The organism is Halosaccharopolyspora lacisalsi (assembly GCF_014137975.1).
In the GTDB taxonomy this organism is placed as follows: Bacteria; Actinomycetota; Actinomycetes; order Mycobacteriales; family Pseudonocardiaceae; genus Halosaccharopolyspora; species Halosaccharopolyspora lacisalsi.
On the sequence record NZ_JACGWZ010000001.1, the window covers coordinates 858,009 to 874,099 of the forward strand.

The 16,091-nt window shown below is 69.8% G+C and carries 18 protein-coding genes; 14 read left to right on the forward strand and 4 right to left on the reverse strand.

Going from position 1 to position 16,091, the window contains the following annotated elements:
* A complete protein-coding gene (locus tag FHX42_RS04145) occupies positions 1–966 on the forward strand; it encodes a 2-hydroxyacid dehydrogenase (protein ID WP_182542805.1) in 966 nt (321 codons plus the stop codon).
* A gap of 191 nt (positions 967–1,157) precedes the next feature.
* Here the strand turns inward: FHX42_RS04145 and FHX42_RS04150 are convergent, their stop codons facing one another.
* Positions 1,158–2,192, reverse strand: coding sequence for a fatty acid desaturase family protein (locus FHX42_RS04150; protein ID WP_182542806.1), 1,035 nt, complete (start codon positions 2,190–2,192; stop codon positions 1,158–1,160).
* A 294-nt stretch (positions 2,193–2,486) separates the two neighbouring features.
* Here FHX42_RS04150 and FHX42_RS04155 point away from each other — a divergent pair, with 294 nt between their 5' ends.
* The 6 genes from FHX42_RS04155 to FHX42_RS04180 all read left to right on the forward strand — a co-directional run bounded on the left by FHX42_RS04155 (position 2,487) and on the right by FHX42_RS04180 (position 8,543).
* Positions 2,487–2,891 carry a DUF948 domain-containing protein gene (locus FHX42_RS04155; RefSeq protein ID WP_182542807.1) on the forward strand — a complete coding sequence of 135 codons (405 nt, stop codon included), beginning with the start codon at positions 2,487–2,489 and terminating at the stop codon, positions 2,889–2,891.
* The gene (locus tag FHX42_RS04160; protein ID WP_182542808.1) at positions 2,888–3,220 is read left to right on the forward strand and encodes a hypothetical protein; all 333 of its coding nucleotides are present in this window, start codon (positions 2,888–2,890) and stop codon (positions 3,218–3,220) included. Before FHX42_RS04155 ends, FHX42_RS04160 begins: the two co-directional genes overlap by 4 nt.
* A 72-nt stretch (positions 3,221–3,292) precedes the next feature.
* Positions 3,293–5,977, forward strand: a complete 2,685-nt coding sequence (alaS, locus tag FHX42_RS04165; protein ID WP_182542809.1) for an alanine--tRNA ligase — start codon at positions 3,293–3,295, stop codon at positions 5,975–5,977.
* Positions 5,974–6,444: a Holliday junction resolvase RuvX gene (gene ruvX, locus FHX42_RS04170; protein ID WP_328795891.1), complete on the forward strand. Its 471-nt coding sequence runs from the start codon at positions 5,974–5,976 to the stop codon at positions 6,442–6,444. The genes alaS and ruvX overlap by 4 nt, the downstream gene beginning before the upstream one ends.
* Positions 6,445–6,454: 10 nt before the next feature.
* Positions 6,455–7,672, forward strand: a complete 1,218-nt coding sequence (gene mltG, locus FHX42_RS04175) for an endolytic transglycosylase MltG (RefSeq protein WP_182542810.1) — start codon at positions 6,455–6,457, stop codon at positions 7,670–7,672.
* On the forward strand, positions 7,662–8,543 hold the full coding sequence (locus tag FHX42_RS04180) for a shikimate dehydrogenase (protein ID WP_182542811.1): 882 nt from the start codon (positions 7,662–7,664) through the stop codon (positions 8,541–8,543). Before mltG ends, FHX42_RS04180 begins: the two co-directional genes overlap by 11 nt.
* A gap of 129 nt (positions 8,544–8,672) precedes the next feature.
* Here the strand turns inward: FHX42_RS04180 and FHX42_RS04185 are convergent, their stop codons facing one another.
* From FHX42_RS04185 to FHX42_RS04195, 3 genes are read right to left on the reverse strand one after another with little or no spacing between them, the layout of a single operon-like run.
* A complete protein-coding gene (locus FHX42_RS04185; RefSeq protein ID WP_182542812.1) occupies positions 8,673–8,942 on the reverse strand; it encodes an HPr family phosphocarrier protein in 270 nt (89 codons plus the stop codon).
* A 28-nt stretch (positions 8,943–8,970) separates the two neighbouring features.
* The gene (locus FHX42_RS04190; protein ID WP_182542813.1) at positions 8,971–10,263 is read right to left on the reverse strand and encodes a PTS transporter subunit EIIC; all 1,293 of its coding nucleotides are present in this window, start codon (positions 10,261–10,263) and stop codon (positions 8,971–8,973) included.
* A gap of 3 nt (positions 10,264–10,266) precedes the next feature.
* The gene (locus tag FHX42_RS04195) at positions 10,267–11,007 is read right to left on the reverse strand and encodes a GntR family transcriptional regulator (RefSeq protein WP_328795960.1); all 741 of its coding nucleotides are present in this window, start codon (positions 11,005–11,007) and stop codon (positions 10,267–10,269) included.
* Positions 11,008–11,305: 298 nt separating this feature from the next.
* Here FHX42_RS04195 and FHX42_RS04200 point away from each other — a divergent pair, with 298 nt between their 5' ends.
* From FHX42_RS04200 to aroQ, 7 genes are all read left to right on the forward strand, one after another.
* Complete coding sequence (locus tag FHX42_RS04200; protein WP_182542815.1) at positions 11,306–11,542, forward strand: glucose PTS transporter subunit EIIB; 237 nt, start codon at positions 11,306–11,308, stop codon at positions 11,540–11,542.
* On the forward strand, positions 11,539–11,994 hold the full coding sequence (locus FHX42_RS04205; protein ID WP_182542816.1) for a PTS sugar transporter subunit IIA: 456 nt from the start codon (positions 11,539–11,541) through the stop codon (positions 11,992–11,994). The genes FHX42_RS04200 and FHX42_RS04205 overlap by 4 nt, the downstream gene beginning before the upstream one ends.
* Before the next feature lie 98 nt (positions 11,995–12,092).
* Positions 12,093–12,749: an A24 family peptidase gene (locus FHX42_RS04210; protein ID WP_328795892.1), complete on the forward strand. Its 657-nt coding sequence runs from the start codon at positions 12,093–12,095 to the stop codon at positions 12,747–12,749.
* Positions 12,750–12,786: 37 nt separating this feature from the next.
* Complete coding sequence (aroC, locus tag FHX42_RS04215; RefSeq protein ID WP_182542817.1) at positions 12,787–13,992, forward strand: chorismate synthase; 1,206 nt, start codon at positions 12,787–12,789, stop codon at positions 13,990–13,992.
* Entirely contained in the window at positions 13,992–14,516 is a 525-nt protein-coding gene (locus FHX42_RS04220; RefSeq protein WP_182542818.1) for a shikimate kinase, read from the forward strand. Before aroC ends, FHX42_RS04220 begins: the two co-directional genes overlap by 1 nt.
* A gap of 28 nt (positions 14,517–14,544) precedes the next feature.
* Positions 14,545–15,660, forward strand: coding sequence for a 3-dehydroquinate synthase (gene aroB / locus FHX42_RS04225; protein WP_182542819.1), 1,116 nt, complete (start codon positions 14,545–14,547; stop codon positions 15,658–15,660).
* On the forward strand, positions 15,657–16,085 hold the full coding sequence (gene aroQ / locus FHX42_RS04230) for a type II 3-dehydroquinate dehydratase (RefSeq protein WP_182542820.1): 429 nt from the start codon (positions 15,657–15,659) through the stop codon (positions 16,083–16,085). Before aroB ends, aroQ begins: the two co-directional genes overlap by 4 nt.
* The last annotated feature ends 6 nt before the right edge of the window (positions 16,086–16,091 follow it).

Below are 16,091 nucleotides of genomic sequence, written 5' to 3' on the forward strand. Positions count from 1 at the left end.
GTGGAGCGGCGGATCGTGGTGACCCGGTGGATTCCGGAACCCGCTGTGGAGGTGTTGCGCGCTCTCGGTGACGTGCACGTGTGCGATCAGCACAGAGCATTGGAGCCGGCCGAACTGCACGAGGCCGTTCGAGGCGCCGACGCGGTCGTGTCGATGGTGCACGATCGCATCGACGCCGATTTCGTCGCGGCGGCCGGTCCGCGGTTGCGGGTCGTGGCCAACGTCGCCGTCGGCTACGACAACGTCGACGTCGATGCCCTGTCCCGGAACGGCGTCACGGTCACCAACACCCCCGGCGTGCTGACCGACGCCACGGCCGATCTGGCCTTCGGCCTGCTGCTGATGGTGACGCGCAGGCTGGCCGAGGGGGAGCGGTTGCTGCGTTCGGCCACCCAGTGGTCGTGGAACATGGCGTTCATGCTCGGTACCGGTCTCCAGGGCAAGACGCTGGGCATCGTCGGTATGGGCGGTATCGGCCGGGCGGTCGCCCGCCGCGCCCGCGCGTTCGGCATGGACATCGCCTACACCGGTCGCAGCCGCGTCCCCTCCGAGGTCGAGACCGAGCTCGACGCCCGTTACCTGTCGCGGGAACAGCTGCTGTCCGAGTCGGACGTGGTTTCGCTGCACTGCCCGCTGAGCGAGAGCACCAGGCACCTGATCGACGCCGCGGCGCTGGAGCGGATGAAGTCCTCGGCCGTGCTGGTCAACACCAGTCGCGGTCCCGTCGTCGACGAGCGGGAGCTGGCGCGGGCCGTGCGGGAGGGGACGATCGCCGGTGCGGCCCTCGACGTGTTCGAGAACGAGCCGAAGGTCGAGCCGGACCTGCTCGACCTGGACAACGTCGTGCTGGCCCCGCACCTGGGTTCGGCCACGACCGAGACCCGGACGGCGATGGCGGTGCTGGCCGCCGACAACGTCGCCGACGTACTCACCGGGCGAGCGGCACGGACACCGGTGAACGGTTAGGGCGTTCGCAGGGTGAACGCGTCGTTCTGGCGGTGAGAGTGCCGGAACGACGCGTTCACCGGGGTTCTGCCGCCGCACGAGGTCCAGCCGCACGAGGTGCGGGGAGCGGAGGCGGGAGAACAGGCGGGGGCCGAATCGGCGCGGTCCGCTCCGGTCGGTCGTGACCAGCGGCGGAAACTCGCTTCACCGGATCAGGAGGTCGCCGGACGACGCAGGGGGGCGCCCACGGCGTGCAGGTGACGCAGCACCTCGGCGTAGGAGTGCAGCAGGCCGCACTGGCTGTAGGAGATGCCGCGCCGCTCGCAGAACTCGCGGACGAGCGGTTGGGCGCGGCGCAGGTTGGGCCGGGGCATGCTGGGGAACAGGTGGTGCTCGATCTGGTAGTTCAGGCCGCCGAGCAGGAAGTCCACCCCCGGACCACCGATGATGTTGCGGGCGGTGAGCACCTGCTTGCGCAGGAAGTCCGGCTTCTCGTCCTTGGCCGTGATGGGCATGCCCTTGTGGTTGGGCGCGAAGGACATCCCCAGGTACACGCCCATCAGTCCCTGGTGCACGGCGATGAACAGTGCTGCCTTGCCCGGAGGGAGCACGAGCAGTACCGCGGCCAGGTAGCCGACGACGTGGACGGCCAGCAGCCCGCCCTCCAGCTTGGCGGACTCGATCTCGCGCCGGAGCACCGCCTGGATGCTGCGGACGTGCAGCATCATCGCCTCCAGCAACAGCATCGGGAAGAACAGGAACGCCTGGTACTTGGCCACCCACCGGAACAGGCCACGCTTGGTGTGGGACTGCTCGTCGCTGAACGCGAGGGCGGCGATCTCGATGTCGGGATCCTCGTCCTCGTGGTTGGGGTTGGCGTGGTGCTGGTTGTGCTTGCCGACCCACCACCCGTAGCTGATCCCGGCGACGGCGCTGTGCGCGTACCCGATGATGTTGTTGCCACGCCGCGTGCGCAGGATCTGGTTGTGCCCGGCGTCGTGGCCGACGAACGCGAACTGGGTGAACATCCCGGCGAAGAACACGGCGGTGAGCAGCTGCCACCAGGAGTCGCCGAGGAGCACGAACGCGACGGATCCGGCGGCGAGCAGCAGGACGTTGACCGTGATCCGCACCGCGTAGGGGGTGTACCGCCGCTGGAGCAACCCCGAGCGCTTGATCGACCGGGCCAGTTCCGCGAAGTCGCTGCCGTGCTTACCGGCCGAGGGTTGTACGTGGGACGTGGTCATGGCTCGAAAACCTCTCTCATCAGCGGGCCATTGGCTCCGTGCAGGTAGGTTTTCCAAGATGCGCACGCTCTACGCTGCCGGTGTGCACTTCGATCGTATCGACATGCCGGGGGAGTCGCTCGAACGCGGTCCGCTTCTCCCGAGTGTGACTCGCGGACAAGAGCCGCGCACGCTGTCCCGCCCACGGCGCGGTAGCCTGACCGCGATCAACGTGCTTGCGTCGGGGAAAACTCCTCGCCCGGAAGCAACGACTTTGATCGCGAGCAACCAACGACGTCGAAACCGGGAGGGCACGTGACGCCCACGCAGATCGCCGCGCTGATCGCCGCCGGTGCGTTCGTGCTGCTGGTCGTGCTGCTGGCGATCCCGCTGGTCAAACTCGGCCGCACGCTGGACGAGGCGACCCGCGCGATCCGTAAGGCGCAGGAAAACACCGATCCCCTGTTCACCGGCGCGAACTCCACGATCAACCACGTCAACACCCAGCTGGAGCGGGTGGACGGGATCACGGCGAACGCGAAGTCGGTCAGCGGGAACGTCTCGGCCTTGTCCTCGCTGTTCACCGCTACACTGGGAGGGCCGCTGGTGAAGGCGGCGGCGTTCTCCTACGGCGTGAGCAAGACCCTGCGCAGCCGCCGTAAGCGCAAGGAAGAGTCCGCGGGCAAGCACTCCCGCCGGGGTAAGGGGGGTCGCAAGTGAAGCGCATGTTCTGGTTCGGCGCAGGGATCGCCGCCGGCGTCGCCCTGAGCCGCAAGGCGGGCCAGACCGCGCGCAAGGCGACTCCCGTCGGTATCGCCGACCAACTCGGCGACGCGGTTCGCGAGCTGGCCGGCGCGGTCGGCGATTTCGGAGCCGAGGTGCGTGCGGGCATGACCGAGCGCGAGCGCGAGCTGGAGGACACCGTCACCGAGCGCACCGGCATCGACACCGGACGCCACCAACGCCGGGGGGAAGTCGACGGAGCCACCCGGTCCCACGGTGACGACGGAGGTCAGCCGGCCCGGCGAGCTCGCCGGGCGGGGCGCTGACCGCAGCTTCGACTGCCCGGCGTCCCGCCGAGACCGCGACCCGGCCGCCCGCATGCCCACGAAGGAAACACCGTGCAGACCCACGAGATCATCAACCGCTTCACCGAGCACTTCCGCTCCGTCGGCCACACCGTCGTTCCGAGTGCCTCGCTGATCCTGGACGACCCGAACCTGCTGTTCGTCAACGCCGGGATGGTGCAGTTCAAACCCTACTTCCTCGGCGACGTCCCCGCTCCCTATCCGCGTGCCACGAGCATTCAGAAGTGCCTGCGCACCGGTGACATCGACGAGGTCGGCAAGACCACGAGGCACCTGACCTTCTTCCAGATGGCGGGCAACTTCTCCTTCGGCGACTACTTCAAGGAAGGTGCCATCCGCAACGCCTGGAACCTCGTCACCACGCCGCAGGAGCAGGGCGGTTACGGTTTCGAGCCGGAGCGCATCTGGGCCACCGTCTACGAGACCGACGACGACGCCGCTCAGTTGTGGCACGAGGTGGCGGGCCTGCCGTGGGAACGCATCCAGCGCAGGGGCGTGGAGGACAACTCCTGGGACATGGGCGTGCCCGGACCGTGCGGCCCGTGCTCGGAGATCTTCTACGACCGGGGGCCGGCCTACGGCGCCGAGGGCGGCCCGATCGTCGACGAGAACCGCTACACCGAGATCTGGAACCTGGTTTTCATGGAGAACCAGCGTGGTGAGAGCACCGGCTCCAGCAAGGGCGACTACCCCGTTCTCGGTCCGCTGCCGCAGCAGAACATCGACACCGGCATGGGCGTGGAGCGCATCGCGTGCCTGTTGCAGGGCGTCGAGAACGTCTACGAGACGGACCTGCTGCGCTCGGTGATCGTCAAGGCCGAGGAGCTGTCCGGCCGCGACTACGGTGACGACCACGACGACGACGTGCGGTTCCGGGTGATCGCCGACCACGCGCGTTCCGGCGTGATGCTCGTCGGTGACGGCGTCACCCCCGGCAACGAGGGCCGTGGCTACGTGCTGCGTCGCCTGCTGCGCCGCATCGTGCGCTCGACGCGCCTGCTGGGGGTGCACGAGCCGGTGCTCGGCGAGTTCGCCAAGGTCGTCTGCGACGCGATGTCGCCGAGTTATCCCGAGCTGGTCACCGAGTTCGAGCGCATCGACTCGGTGCTGCGCAACGAGGAGGAGGCCTTCCTGGCCACCCTCTCGACCGGTTCGAAGATCTTCGACACGGCCGCGACCGAGACCCGCAGGTCCGGTGGTACGCAGCTGCCCGGTTCCAAGGCCTTCCAGCTGCACGACACCTACGGCTTCCCGATCGACCTGACCCTGGAGATGGCCGCCGAGCAGGGGCTGTCGGTGGACGAGCAGGGCTTCCGGGAGCTGATGAACGAGCAGCGCAGGCGGGCCAAGGAGGACGCCAAGGCGCGCAAGACCGGTCACGGTGACCTGTCCACCTACCGCTCGCTGCTGGACTCCCACGGCACCACCGAGTTCATCGGCTACACCGACCTCCAGTCGAAGTCCCGGGTGCTGGGCCTGCTGGTCGGCGGTGCTCCGGTCCCGGTCGCCGGTCAGGACACCGAGGTCGAGCTGGTGCTGGACCGCACCCCGTTCTACGCCGAGGGCGGTGGCCAGATCGCCGACACCGGAAAGCTCGTCGGCCCCGGCGTCGAGTTGCAGGTCACCGACGTGCAGCGCACGGTGCCGGGACTGTTCGTGCACACCGCCAAGGTCCTCGGCGGCGAGGTCGCCCTGGACACCCAGCTCGAAGCCGCCGTCGACGTGGACCGCCGCCGCTCCATCGCCCGCTCGCACTCGGCCACGCACCTCGTGCACGCGGCCGTGCGCAGCGCCTACGGCAAGCGCGCGGCGCAGGCGGGGTCGCTGAACTCGCCCGGCAGGATGCGTTTCGACTTCACCGCTCCCTCGGCGGTGTCGGACTCGGTCCTCGGCGGTGTCGAGGAGGAGGTCAACGAGTACCTGCAGAACGACGTCGAAGTTCGGTCCTACAACACCACGATGGACCGCGCCATGGAACTCGGTGCGATCGCGCTGTTCGGGGAGAAGTACGGCGACCAGGTGCGGGTGGTGGACATGGGTGACTACTCGCGCGAGCTGTGCGGGGGTACTCACGTCGGCAGCATCGCCCAGCTCGGCGTCGTCAAGCTGGTCTCCAACGCCTCGGTGGGATCCGGTGTGCACCGGGTGGAGGCCCTGGTCGGCATGGACGCGATGCGCCGCATCAGCAAGGAGCACATGCTGGTCAACCAGCTCGCCGAGCAGTTCAAGGCACCGGCCGAGGAACTGCCCGAACGAGTCGAGAGCATGGTCACCCGGCTGCGCAACGCCGAGAAGGAGCTGCAGCAGCTGCGCGTGGGTCAGGTGCTGCAGTCGGCGGGCGAGCTGGCCGGCCGTGCCACCGACGTCAACGGTGTGCGGCTGGTGGCCGAACAGGTGCCCGACGGCGTGGACGGCAACTCGCTGCGCGCGTTGGCTTCGGAGGTCCGGGGTCGCTTCGGTTCGCAGCCCTCGGCGGTGGCGGTGTTCTCCTCCGACCCGGAGACCTCGAAGGTCTCCTTCGTGGTGGCCGTCAGCCAGGAGGCGCAGGACCGCGGTCTCGCGGCGGGCAAGCTCGTCCCCGCTTTCGCCTCCCACGTCGGCGGCCGTGGCGGTGGCAAGGCCGAGATGGCCCAGGGCGGCGGTTCCGACCCGTCCGGGATCACGGCGGCGATCCACGCGCTGCGAAAGGAAGTCGAGCAGGTGGTGGGGCACGGGTGACGGACGAGCTGACGCCGTCGGAGCCACCGGACCCGGGGGCGGGTCGACGGATCGGCGTGGACGTCGGGCACGTCCGGGTGGGCGTGGCTGTGAGCGATCCGGCACCCATGTTGGCCACGCCGCTGGTTACCCTGAAGCGCGACGAAGTTCGGGAGTCGGACCTGGTCCGGCTCCGCGAGCTCGTCGACGAGTACGAGGTCGTCGAGATCGTGGTCGGACTGCCCAGGACGCTGGCCGGTCGGCACGGGCACGCCGCCGAGGCGGCGAGTGCCTACGTCGAGGCGCTGCGGGAGTGGGTGGGTCCGGTGCCGGTGCGCTTCAGTGACGAACGGCTGACCACTGTGACCGCAACCCGCGTGCTCAGCGAACAGGGCGTGCGCGGCAAGCGGCAACGTGCCGTGGTCGATCAGGCGGCTGCTGTGGAGATCCTGCAGGGCTGGCTGGACGCTCGTAGCCGGACCGGATGAGAGGGCCCTCTTGAGTGACGATCTCGGCTTGTTCGCCGATGAGACCAGTGAGGCGCCGCAACGCGGCCGCAAGGAGGCCGGTGAGGAACGGGATCGGTTCCGTCGCCGCCGGCGGCGACGGAGCGTCACCGCCGCGGCGGGAGTGCTGGTGCTGCTCATCATCGGGGCCGGGGTCTTCTACAGCGCGAGCCTGTTCCTGAGCATCGGCGATTACGAGGACTACGAGGGGCCGGGAACCGGCCACGTGGTCATCGAGGTCAAGCAGGGTGATACCACCAGCGCCATCGCCTCCACGCTGGCCGAGCACGACGTCGTGGCCAGCGCCACCGCGTTCCTGGAGGCGGCGAGGAAGAACGAGGCCGTCTCCGGGATCCAGCCCGGCTTCTACCTCATGAAGCACAAGATGTCCGGCGAGGCCGCCGTGAGCCACATCCTGTCCGAGGAGGCCAGCGTGGGCCGCGTCGAGGTGCGTGGCGGGATGCGGCTGGCCGATCAGGTCGACAAGCGGGGTCGGGTGGTCGAACCGGGCATCCTGACGATGCTGGCCAAGGCCACCTGCACCGGCAGCGAGAAGGACTGCGTGAGCGGCGAGAAGATGCAGAAGGTCGCCGCGGAGACCGATCCGGCCGACCTGGGCGCGCCGCAGTGGGCCCTCGGTCCGACCTCGAAGGCGCCACCGGGCAAGCAGCTGGAAGGGCTGATCATGCCCGGTGTCTACGACGTCGAACCGGGGGAGAGCGCCAAGCAGATCCTGCGCTCGGTGGTGACCAAGTCGGCGACGAAGATGGAGGCGGCGGGACTGCCGCAGCTGGCGCGGAGCACCCCGTTCTCGCCCTACGAGGTCCTCACGATCGCCTCGCTGGTGCAGAGCGAGGGGATCCGCTCCGACTTCGGCAAGGTCGCGCGGGTCGTCTACAACCGCATCGAGACCGATATGCCGTTGCAGTTCGACTCCACGATCAACTACCCGCTGGATCAGCCGACCCTGCTCACCGACGACGCGGACCGGGACCGCCCGGGGCCGTACAACACCTACCTCAACGAGGGGTTACCTCCGACACCGATCTCCGCGGCCAGCACCGAGGCGATCTCGGCCGCCGAGAAGCCGCAGTCCGGCCCCTGGGTCTACTTCGTCAAGTGCCACAAGGACGGCCGCTCGTGCTTCTCGGAGAACATGCAGCAGCACAAGCAGGCCATCCGAAAGGCACAGGAACGCGGTGCGTACTGACTCCTCAGCCCACGTGATCCGCAGGGCCGGCGTCGTGGGATCCCCCGTCGAGCACTCGTTGTCGCCGGTGCTGCACGAGGCGGCTTACGAGGCGCTGGGCCTGGCGGGTTGGTCCTACGGCAAGTACGAGTGTTCCGCGGAGGACCTGGCCTGGATGGTCGACGGGCTCGGTCCCGAGTGGGCGGGGCTGTCGGTGACGATGCCCGGCAAGCGCGCGGCGTTGGCGCTGGCCTCCGGGCACACCGAGCGTGCGCTCGCTGTCGGTGCCGCCAACACGCTCGTGCCCCGCGAGGACGGTGGTTGGGACTCCGACTGCACCGACGTGGAAGGGGTGACCGGTGCGCTGCGCGCGGCGGGCGGGTTCGCCGAGGGCTCGCGGGGGTTGCTGCTCGGTGCCGGGGGTACGGCGGCGGCGGTGCTGGCCGGTTTCGCCGAGCTCGGGTTGACCGAGGTGATGCTGGCGGTGCGCGAGCCCACCCGCGCGAGCGAGGCGCTGGAAACCGCCCGCAGGCTCGGCCTGCGCGTCCGGGTCGAGCGGTTGGACACCGTCGATCTCGGTGCGGCGGCCGAGGCATCCGACGTCGTGGTCTCCACCCTGCCCGCCGGGGCGGTGGACGTCGGCGTCGCCGAGCGGTTGGCGCGGGCCCCCTGCCTGCTCGACGTCGTTTACCACCCGTGGCCGACTCCGCTGGCCACGGCGGTGCAGCGAGCCGGGGGCGGGCTGGGGACCGGACTGGACATGCTGCTGCACCAGGCCTTCGGCCAGGTCGAGCAGTTCACCGGTCACACCGCGCCGCGCGAGCGCATGCGCGACGCCCTGTACGGCGCCACCGGCGAGGTGAAGCCGCTCCCGCTGTGGTGGGGCGAGTGAGGGCGGCTCGCCCCACCACAGCGCCTCGCTGATCCCCGTTCGGTGGTTACCCGGTTTCGCGCGAAATCAGGTTTTCCCGGTTTCGCGCGAAACCGGAGCACCCACGTTCCGGGGCGAGAGGGGAGTGGGTCACTCCGCGTCGAGCTCGGTGCCGACGAGGTCGGCGATCTCGTCCAGGGCCTCCTCCGCGCCCTCGCCCTCTGCGGCCAGCACCACCTCGTCGCCGTGGGAAGCGCCCAGGGTCATCAGTCCCAGGATGCTTCCGGCCTCGACCGGATCGGTCTCGTCCTTGCGGATGGTGATCTTCACCGACTGTGCCGAGGCCGCCTTGGCCAGCAGCGCCGCCGGTCGTGCGTGCAGACCGACCTTGCTGGCCACGGTGACACGTCGTTCGAACATGGCTGTTTTTCCCATCTCGTGAGTGCTCTCAGGCGTTCTTGTAGCCGGTGTTCCCGGCTGTGTCCGTGCTCGTGGTGGACCCGGCTTCCGCGGTGGGCTCGCCACTCGCGGTGCTTCCACCGCCGTCGGCCTCGGCCGGGGCCTCGTCGTCCTCGCGGCCGGGGGTGGGCAGGTTCCACCAAGTGATGATGAACCGGAACAGGAAGTAGTAGATCACCGCGTAGCCGAGCCCGATGGGGATCAGCCACAGCGCCCTGGTCGCGATGCCGAAGTTGAGCAGGTAGTCGATGGCGCCGGCCGAGAAGCTGAAGCCGTGGTGAATGTCCAGCGCGTTGACCAGGGCGTGCGACGTGCCGGTCAGCACGGCGTGGACCACCAGCAGCGGCCAGGCCACGAAGATGAAGGAGAACTCCAGCGGTTCGGTGATGCCGGTGAGGAAGGCGGTCAGCGCGGTGGAGAGCATGATGCCGCCGACGACCTTGCGCTGCGAGGGCTTGGCGCAGTGGTAGATCGCCAGCGCCCCGGCGGGCAGCGCGAACATGAAGATCGGGAAGAAGCCGGTCATGAACGTGCCCGCGGCGGGGTCGCCCTCGAAGAACCGGTTGATGTCGCCGCTGACCCCGTTGTAGTCGCCGGTCAGGAACCAGACCACGGAGTTGACGATGTGGTGCAGTCCGAAGGGCAGCAGGAACCGGTTGACCACGCCGTAGATACCGCCGCCGATCACCGCGTTGCCCGAGACCGCGTTGCCGAACCCGGTCAGCGCCGTGTCGAAGACCGGGTAGATCAGCCCCAGGACCACGCCGATGACCAGCATGGCCACCGAGGTGACGATCGGTACGAACCGGCGGCCCCCGAAGAACCCGAGGTAGGAGGGCAGCTTGATGCGGTGGTAGCGCTGCCAGAGGAAGGCCGCGACCAGACCGGCGATGATGCCGCCCAGCACACCGTAGGGGCCCTTGTTGTAGACCTTGTCGGCCTCGGTGCCGGTGATCTCCCAGAGCACGCCCGCCAGCACCAGGTATCCCACCGCTCCGGCCAGCGCGGTCGACCCGTCGGCCTTCTTGGCGAAGCCGATGGCCACACCGATGGCGAACAGCAGCGGAAGGTTGTTGAACAGCGCGCCACCGGCGGAGCTGATCACCGCGCCGACGGTGGCCATTCCCGGAATGGCGCCGATCAGGTCGTCGGCGCCCAGCCGTAGCAGCAACCCGGCGGCGGGTAGGACCGCGATCGGCAGCATGAGGCTCTTGCCGAGGCGCTGGAGCTGGGCGAAGCCCTTTCTGTCGCCGCCGGTCCCCGTTGGAGCGCTGGCGCTCATCGCTTACCTCCTGGATGGACGATTGTGTCCGGGTGGTTCGGTCGTGAGTTGCATGGTCACCTGGTACAGGTCCCCGCGGTACCAGGACGTCGTGTCCTCCACCGGCTCTCCTCGCGCGGTGGAGATCCGCCGGAACACCAGCACGGCGCTGCCCGGAGGCACTCCCAGCAGTCGTGCCGTCCCGCTGTCGGCGCCGTCGGCGAGCACGGTCTGGGTGCCGTGTTCGAGCACGACACCGTAGGTTCGCGTCAGCAGCGTGTACAGCGAGCCGGTGAGGTCCTGGTCGAGCAAGCCGGGCGCGTGATCGGGGTGGTACCAGCTGCGCTCGACCGCCATGGGGACACCATCGGCCTTGCGCTGGCGAAACAGCCAGTAGGCGGCCCGTTCCGGGGCCAGCTTCAGCGCCTCGGCCGTCTCCGGCGGGGGCGCTGCCTCGGCCCGGTCGAGCAGTTCCGTCTCCGGAACCATCCCCATGAGGCGTATGTCCTCGGTGAACGAGGCGAGGTGCAGGGAGGAGTCCACGCGCGAGCGAGCGGTGAACGTGCCCTTTCCCCGCACCCGGACCAGCAGGCCCTCGGTCACGAGTTGTCCGATGGCTTCGCGGACGGTCAGCCGGGAGACCCCGAAGCGCTCGGCGAGGGAGCGTTCGGACGGCAGCGCCGCGCCGGGAAGGATCTCCTTGCCGGCCAGCTCACGCAGGATCTCGCGCAACTGGGCGTGCTTGGGCACCGGCCCGTCGCGCAGCGCGGCGGACTCGTCCCCGCGGACTCCTCCGGCCTGCGCTGCCGTGAGCGTTCGATGGCTGCACACGATGTCTCCCGTGCCTGCTGGCGGGGTCTTCGATCGGACCTGTCCACGAGAGCGGGAAGTTGGTACGGTCCGGTCTAAACCAGTTGGTAGGGAACCATGCGTCTTCACGGGAACGGTGTCAAGCGAGCGACGTTTTCGTTGCCGCATCGACACCGACTCGCGCGTGGATTCCCACGGTGACAATGGGATCGTCGACGGTATCGAGGCCGTTGACGACGACGAAGGAGCACGGGTGGCTGAGGACAAGGCTGCTGCGATCCTGACCGCTCTGGGCGGCGGGAACAACATCGTGGAGATCGAGCCGTGCATCACGCGGCTGCGTTGCGAGGTCGAGGACGGGTCGAAGGTGGACGAGGCCGGGCTCAAGGCCGCGGGCGCGCACGGCGTGATGCAGCAGGGCACGGTCGTGCAGGTGGTGGTCGGTCCCGAGGCCGACACCCTCTCCGGCGACATCGAGGACCTGCTGTGAGCGCCGTGGTCGGTAGTCCCGTCGACGGTCGTGCCGGGCCGCTGAGCGGCGTGGACGACCCGGTGTTCTCCCAGCAGATGGTGGGTCCGGGCATGGCGGTCACGCCCGGGGGCGGACGTGGCGACGCGGTGGCGCCGATCGCGGGGACCGTCGCGACCCTGCACCCGCACGCGTTCGTGATCACCGCTGCCGGGGGCGCCTCGGTGCTGGTGCACCTGGGCATCGACACCGTCAAGCTCAAGGGCGAGGGGTTCGCGCTCCACGTCGCCAAGGGCGACATCGTCGAGGCGGGCCAACCGATGGTCACGTGGGACCCCACCGAGGTGGAGGCCCACGGGTACTCGGCGGTGTGTCCCGTGGTGGTCCTGGAGGTCGAGGCCGAGGCGCTGGGCGATTTCCGGGAGGCGGGGGCGGTCACGGCCGGCGAACCCCTGTTCAGCGTGCGGGAGTGAGGTTCGCGGGGCGTTCCGCGCGGCTCGCGGTGTCCGACACGCGGACGTCCGCGACATGAACGCCGATCCGGCCGTCCCGCGGCGGCGATGCTGTGGGCGTGATCGAAACAGGAATCGTCGTGGTGGCGGGTTCGGCCGGATTCGGTGCCGGCCGGCTCGGTTCGCGCCTGCTGTGCCGGCTGCGTCGTGGGGTCCGCCCCCCGAGGCTGTGGTGCGAGGTGGCGGTGACGTTGCTGTGGACCGTGGTCGCCGTCGGGGAGGCGCTGGGGACGACGCCGCCGTGGTGGGTTCCCGTTCCGCTGGCCCTGGGGTGGCTGGCGGTGCTGCTGACCGCCTGCGACGTGCTCGCCCGCAGGCTTCCCGACGCACTGACCCTGACGGCCTACCCCGGGTGCGCGGCGCTGTTGGCGTTCGCGGCTTCCTGGCGACCCGAGCTGGTGCCACGTGCGCTGGTGGGTGCGGTGGTGTTCGCGGGGTGCTACGCCTGCGTGGGCGTGGTGGCTCCGGGGAACCTGGGCGCCGGTGACGTGAAGTTGGCCGGCAGCCTCGGTGCCCTGATCGGTGCCGTGTCCCCGGCCGCCGTCCCCCTCGTCATGGTCGTCGCCGCCTTGCTCACCCTGGCGGTGGCGGCCGTGCTGCGGCGCGGCGTGGTCCCGCACGGGCCGTCGATGCTGTTGCCCGGCTGGCTGGTCACGGCTTTCCCGTTTTTCGGTGTGGAGCCGGCCCCTTGGTGGGGTCCGGTCGCTCCCCCCTGAGGGACTCAGCCCCTGCCGCCGTGACAGGATCGCAGGCGTGTTGCGCTGGATGACCGCTGGTGAGTCGCATGGTCCTGCCCTGGTTGCGGTGTTGGAGGGGATGGTTGCCGGGGTGGAGGTCACCACGGCTGATATCGCCGTGCAGTTGCAGCGCCGCAAGCTGGGGTTCGGGCGCAGTCCGCGGATGAGTTTCGAGGCCGACGAGCTGGAGGTCATCGGCGGCGTCCGGCACGGACTCACCCAGGGCAGTCCGGTGGCGGTGCGGATCGGCAACACCGAGTGGCCGAAGTGGGAACAGGTGATGTCCGCCGATCCGGTGGATCCGGAGGTGCTGGCTGCCCAGGCTCGCAGCGAGCCGTTGACGCGGCCGCGCCCGGGGCACGCCGATGTGGCCGGCATGCAGAAGTACGGCTTCGACGAGTCCCGTCCGGTGCTGGAACGGGCGAGCGCGCGGGAGACGGCCGCGCGCGTGGCGGTGGGCACGGTGGCGCGGCAGTTTCTGCGTCAGGCCCTGGGAGTGGAGCTGGTCAGTCACGTGGTGGCGTTGGGTGGCGTGGAGGCCACCGGCCGGCAGCTGCCCGGACCGGAGGACCTGGCCGCCATCGACGACAACCCGGTGCGGGCCTTCGGCGAGTCGGTGACCGAGGCGATGACCGCCGAGGTCGAGGCGGCCAAGGCCGACGGGGACACGCTCGGCGGTGTGGTCGAGGTCGTCGCCCACGGGCTGCCGCCGGGGATCGGTTCGCACGTGCACTGGGACCGCAAGCTGGACGCTCGGCTGGCTCAGGCGGTGATGAGCATTCAGGCGATCAAGGGCGTGGAGATCGGGGAGGCGTTCGCCAACGCGGCCCGGCGGGGCAGTGCCGCTCACGACGAGATGTACCCCGGCGAGGGGCCGGGCTGGGTGCGTCGGGGCAGCAACCGCGCCGGCGGTCTCGAGGGCGGGATCACCAACGGGGAGCCGCTGGTCGTGCGAGCGGCCAAGAAGCCGATCTCCAGCTTGCCGCGGGCACTGGCCACCGTCGACGTCGAGACCGGTGAGCCGGCCAAGGCCATGCACCAGCGGTCGGACGTCACCGCGGTGCCGCGGGCGGCGGTGGTGGCCGAGACGATGGTGGCGCTGGTCCTGGCCGAGACCGTCCTGGAGAAGTTCGGCGGGGATTCGTTGACCGAGACCCGGCGCAACGTCGAGGGATACCTGGCCGGATTGACCGAGCACGACCAACGGCGGCAGGAGGCGTGATGGGACCGCGAGCCGTGATCGTGGGCCCCCCAGGAGCGGGCAAGACGGTGGTCGGGCAGCTGCTGGCCGACCACCTCGGTGTCACCTTCCGCGACACCGACACCGACGTCGAGGACCTGGCGGGCAAGGCCATCTCCGAGATCTTCACCGGTGAGGGCGAACAGGCCTTCCGCGAGCTGGAGGAGAGGGCGGTGGCCCGGGCGCTGGCCGACCACGACGGGGTGCTGTCCCTGGGCGGGGGCGCGGTGCTGTCCGAGGCCACCCGCGAACGCCTGGTCGAGCAACCGGTGGTCTTCCTGTCGGTCGGCATCTCCGAGGGAGCCCGCCGCACCGGCCTGTCCACCGCGCGGCCCCTGCTGGCCGGAGTCAACCCGCGGGCGACCTTCAAGGCCCTGCTGAACGCCCGGCTACCGCTGTACCGGCAGGTGGCCACCTGCGAACTCGACACCGACGACCTCGAACCCCACCAGGTCGCCGAGCACGCCATCGACGGCCTGCGTACCGCATCGCCGGCGAGTGAATGAGGAACACGTGACGGCGGAAAGGACGATGATGACCGAGCCAGCGCGGATCAACGTCGGAGGTGAACGGTCCTACGACGTGATCGTCGGCCGCGGCCTCCTGGACGACCTCGTCAGCCACCTGGGGGACGCCTCCGTGGTCGCACTGGTGCACCAGCCCAGCATCACCACCACCGTCGAGGCCGTCCGCGAGGAACTCGGGCAGGCCGGTGTCGACGCGCACCGGGTCGAGGTCCCCGACGCCGAGGACGGCAAGACCCTGGCCGTGGCCGGTTTCTGCTGGGAAGTGCTCGGCAAGATGGGCATGGACCGCGAGGGAGTGGTCGTCTCCTTCGGCGGCGGTGCTGTCACCGACCTCGCCGGCTTCGTCGCCGCGACCTGGATGCGGGGAGTGCGCGTGGTGCACGTGCCGACCACGCTGCTGGGCATGGTCGACGCGGCGATCGGCGGCAAGACCGCCATCAACACCGAGGCGGGCAAGAACCTGGTCGGGCTGTTCCACGAGCCGAGCATGGTGCTGGTCGACCTGGCCACGCTGGAGGAGCTCTCGCGCAACGAGCTCATCGCGGGCATGGCCGAGATCGTCAAGTGCGGGTTCATCTCCGACCCGGAGATCCTGCGACTGATCGAGTCGGACCCCAGCGCGGCCGTGGACCCCACCGGCGACGTCCTCGGTGAGCTGATACGCCGGGCCGTGGCGGTCAAGGCCGAGGTCGTGGCCGCGGACCTGCGCGAGTCGAGCCTGCGGGAGATCCTCAACTACGGTCACACCCTGGCCCACGCGATCGAGCGCCGCGAGCGCTACCGGTGGCGCCACGGTGCGGCCGTGAGCATCGGGATGGTCTTCGCCGCCGAGCTGGCGCGGCTGGCGGGGCGGCTCGACGACGCCACCGCCGACCGGCACCGGGCGGTGCTGGATCTGCTGGGCCTGCCCACCAGCTACGACCCGAGCGCGCTCAACGAACTGATGGAGACGATGAACGGCGACAAGAAGACCCGATCGGGGGTGCTGCGGTTCGTGGTCCTGGACGCGCTGGCCAAGCCGGGACGTCTCGAAGGCCCGGACCCGTCGCTGCTGGCCGCGGCCTACTCCGCGCTCACCGAGGGAGGCGCCGCGCGTGATTCTGGACGGGAGGTCCTGCTGTGAAGGTTCTGGTCCTCAACGGCCCCAACCTGGGGCGGCTCGGACGGCGCGATCCGGCGGTCTACGGCAGCACCACTCACACCGACCTCGTCGACCTGTGCGATCGGGTCGCGCGGGAGCTGGACATCGAGGTGGAGGTCCGCCAGACCGACGGCGAAAGCGAGATGCTGGGCTGGTTGCACGAGGCCGCCGACCGGCGGCTACCCGTGGTGATCAACGCCGCGGCCTGGACGCACACCTCGGTGGCCGTGCGCGACGCCTGCCACCAGCTCGGTGAGCCCTTCATCGAGGTGCACATCTCCAACATCCACCAGCGCGAATCGTTCCGGCAGCACAGCTACCTGTCCGACATCGCCTCAGGCGTCATCGTCGGGTTCGGCATCCGGGGCTACGCCCTGGCGCTGCGGGCCCTGGCCGGGTCCGACTAGAAGCGG

Bases quoted from the DNA above. Each gene is read 5' to 3' on its own strand.
- FHX42_RS04150 (WP_182542806.1), bottom strand. From the start codon at position 2,192: ATGACCACGTCCCACGTACAACCCTCGGCCGGTAAGCACGGCAGCGAC.
- FHX42_RS04185 (WP_182542812.1), bottom strand. From the start codon at position 8,942: ATGTTCGAACGACGTGTCACCGTGGCCAGCAAGGTCGGTCTGCACGCA.
- FHX42_RS04190 (WP_182542813.1), bottom strand. From the start codon at position 10,263: ATGAGCGCCAGCGCTCCAACGGGGACCGGCGGCGACAGAAAGGGCTTC.
- FHX42_RS04220 (WP_182542818.1), top strand. From the start codon at position 13,992: ATGGGACCGCGAGCCGTGATCGTGGGCCCCCCAGGAGCGGGCAAGACG.
- aroB (WP_182542819.1), top strand. From the start codon at position 14,545: ATGACCGAGCCAGCGCGGATCAACGTCGGAGGTGAACGGTCCTACGAC.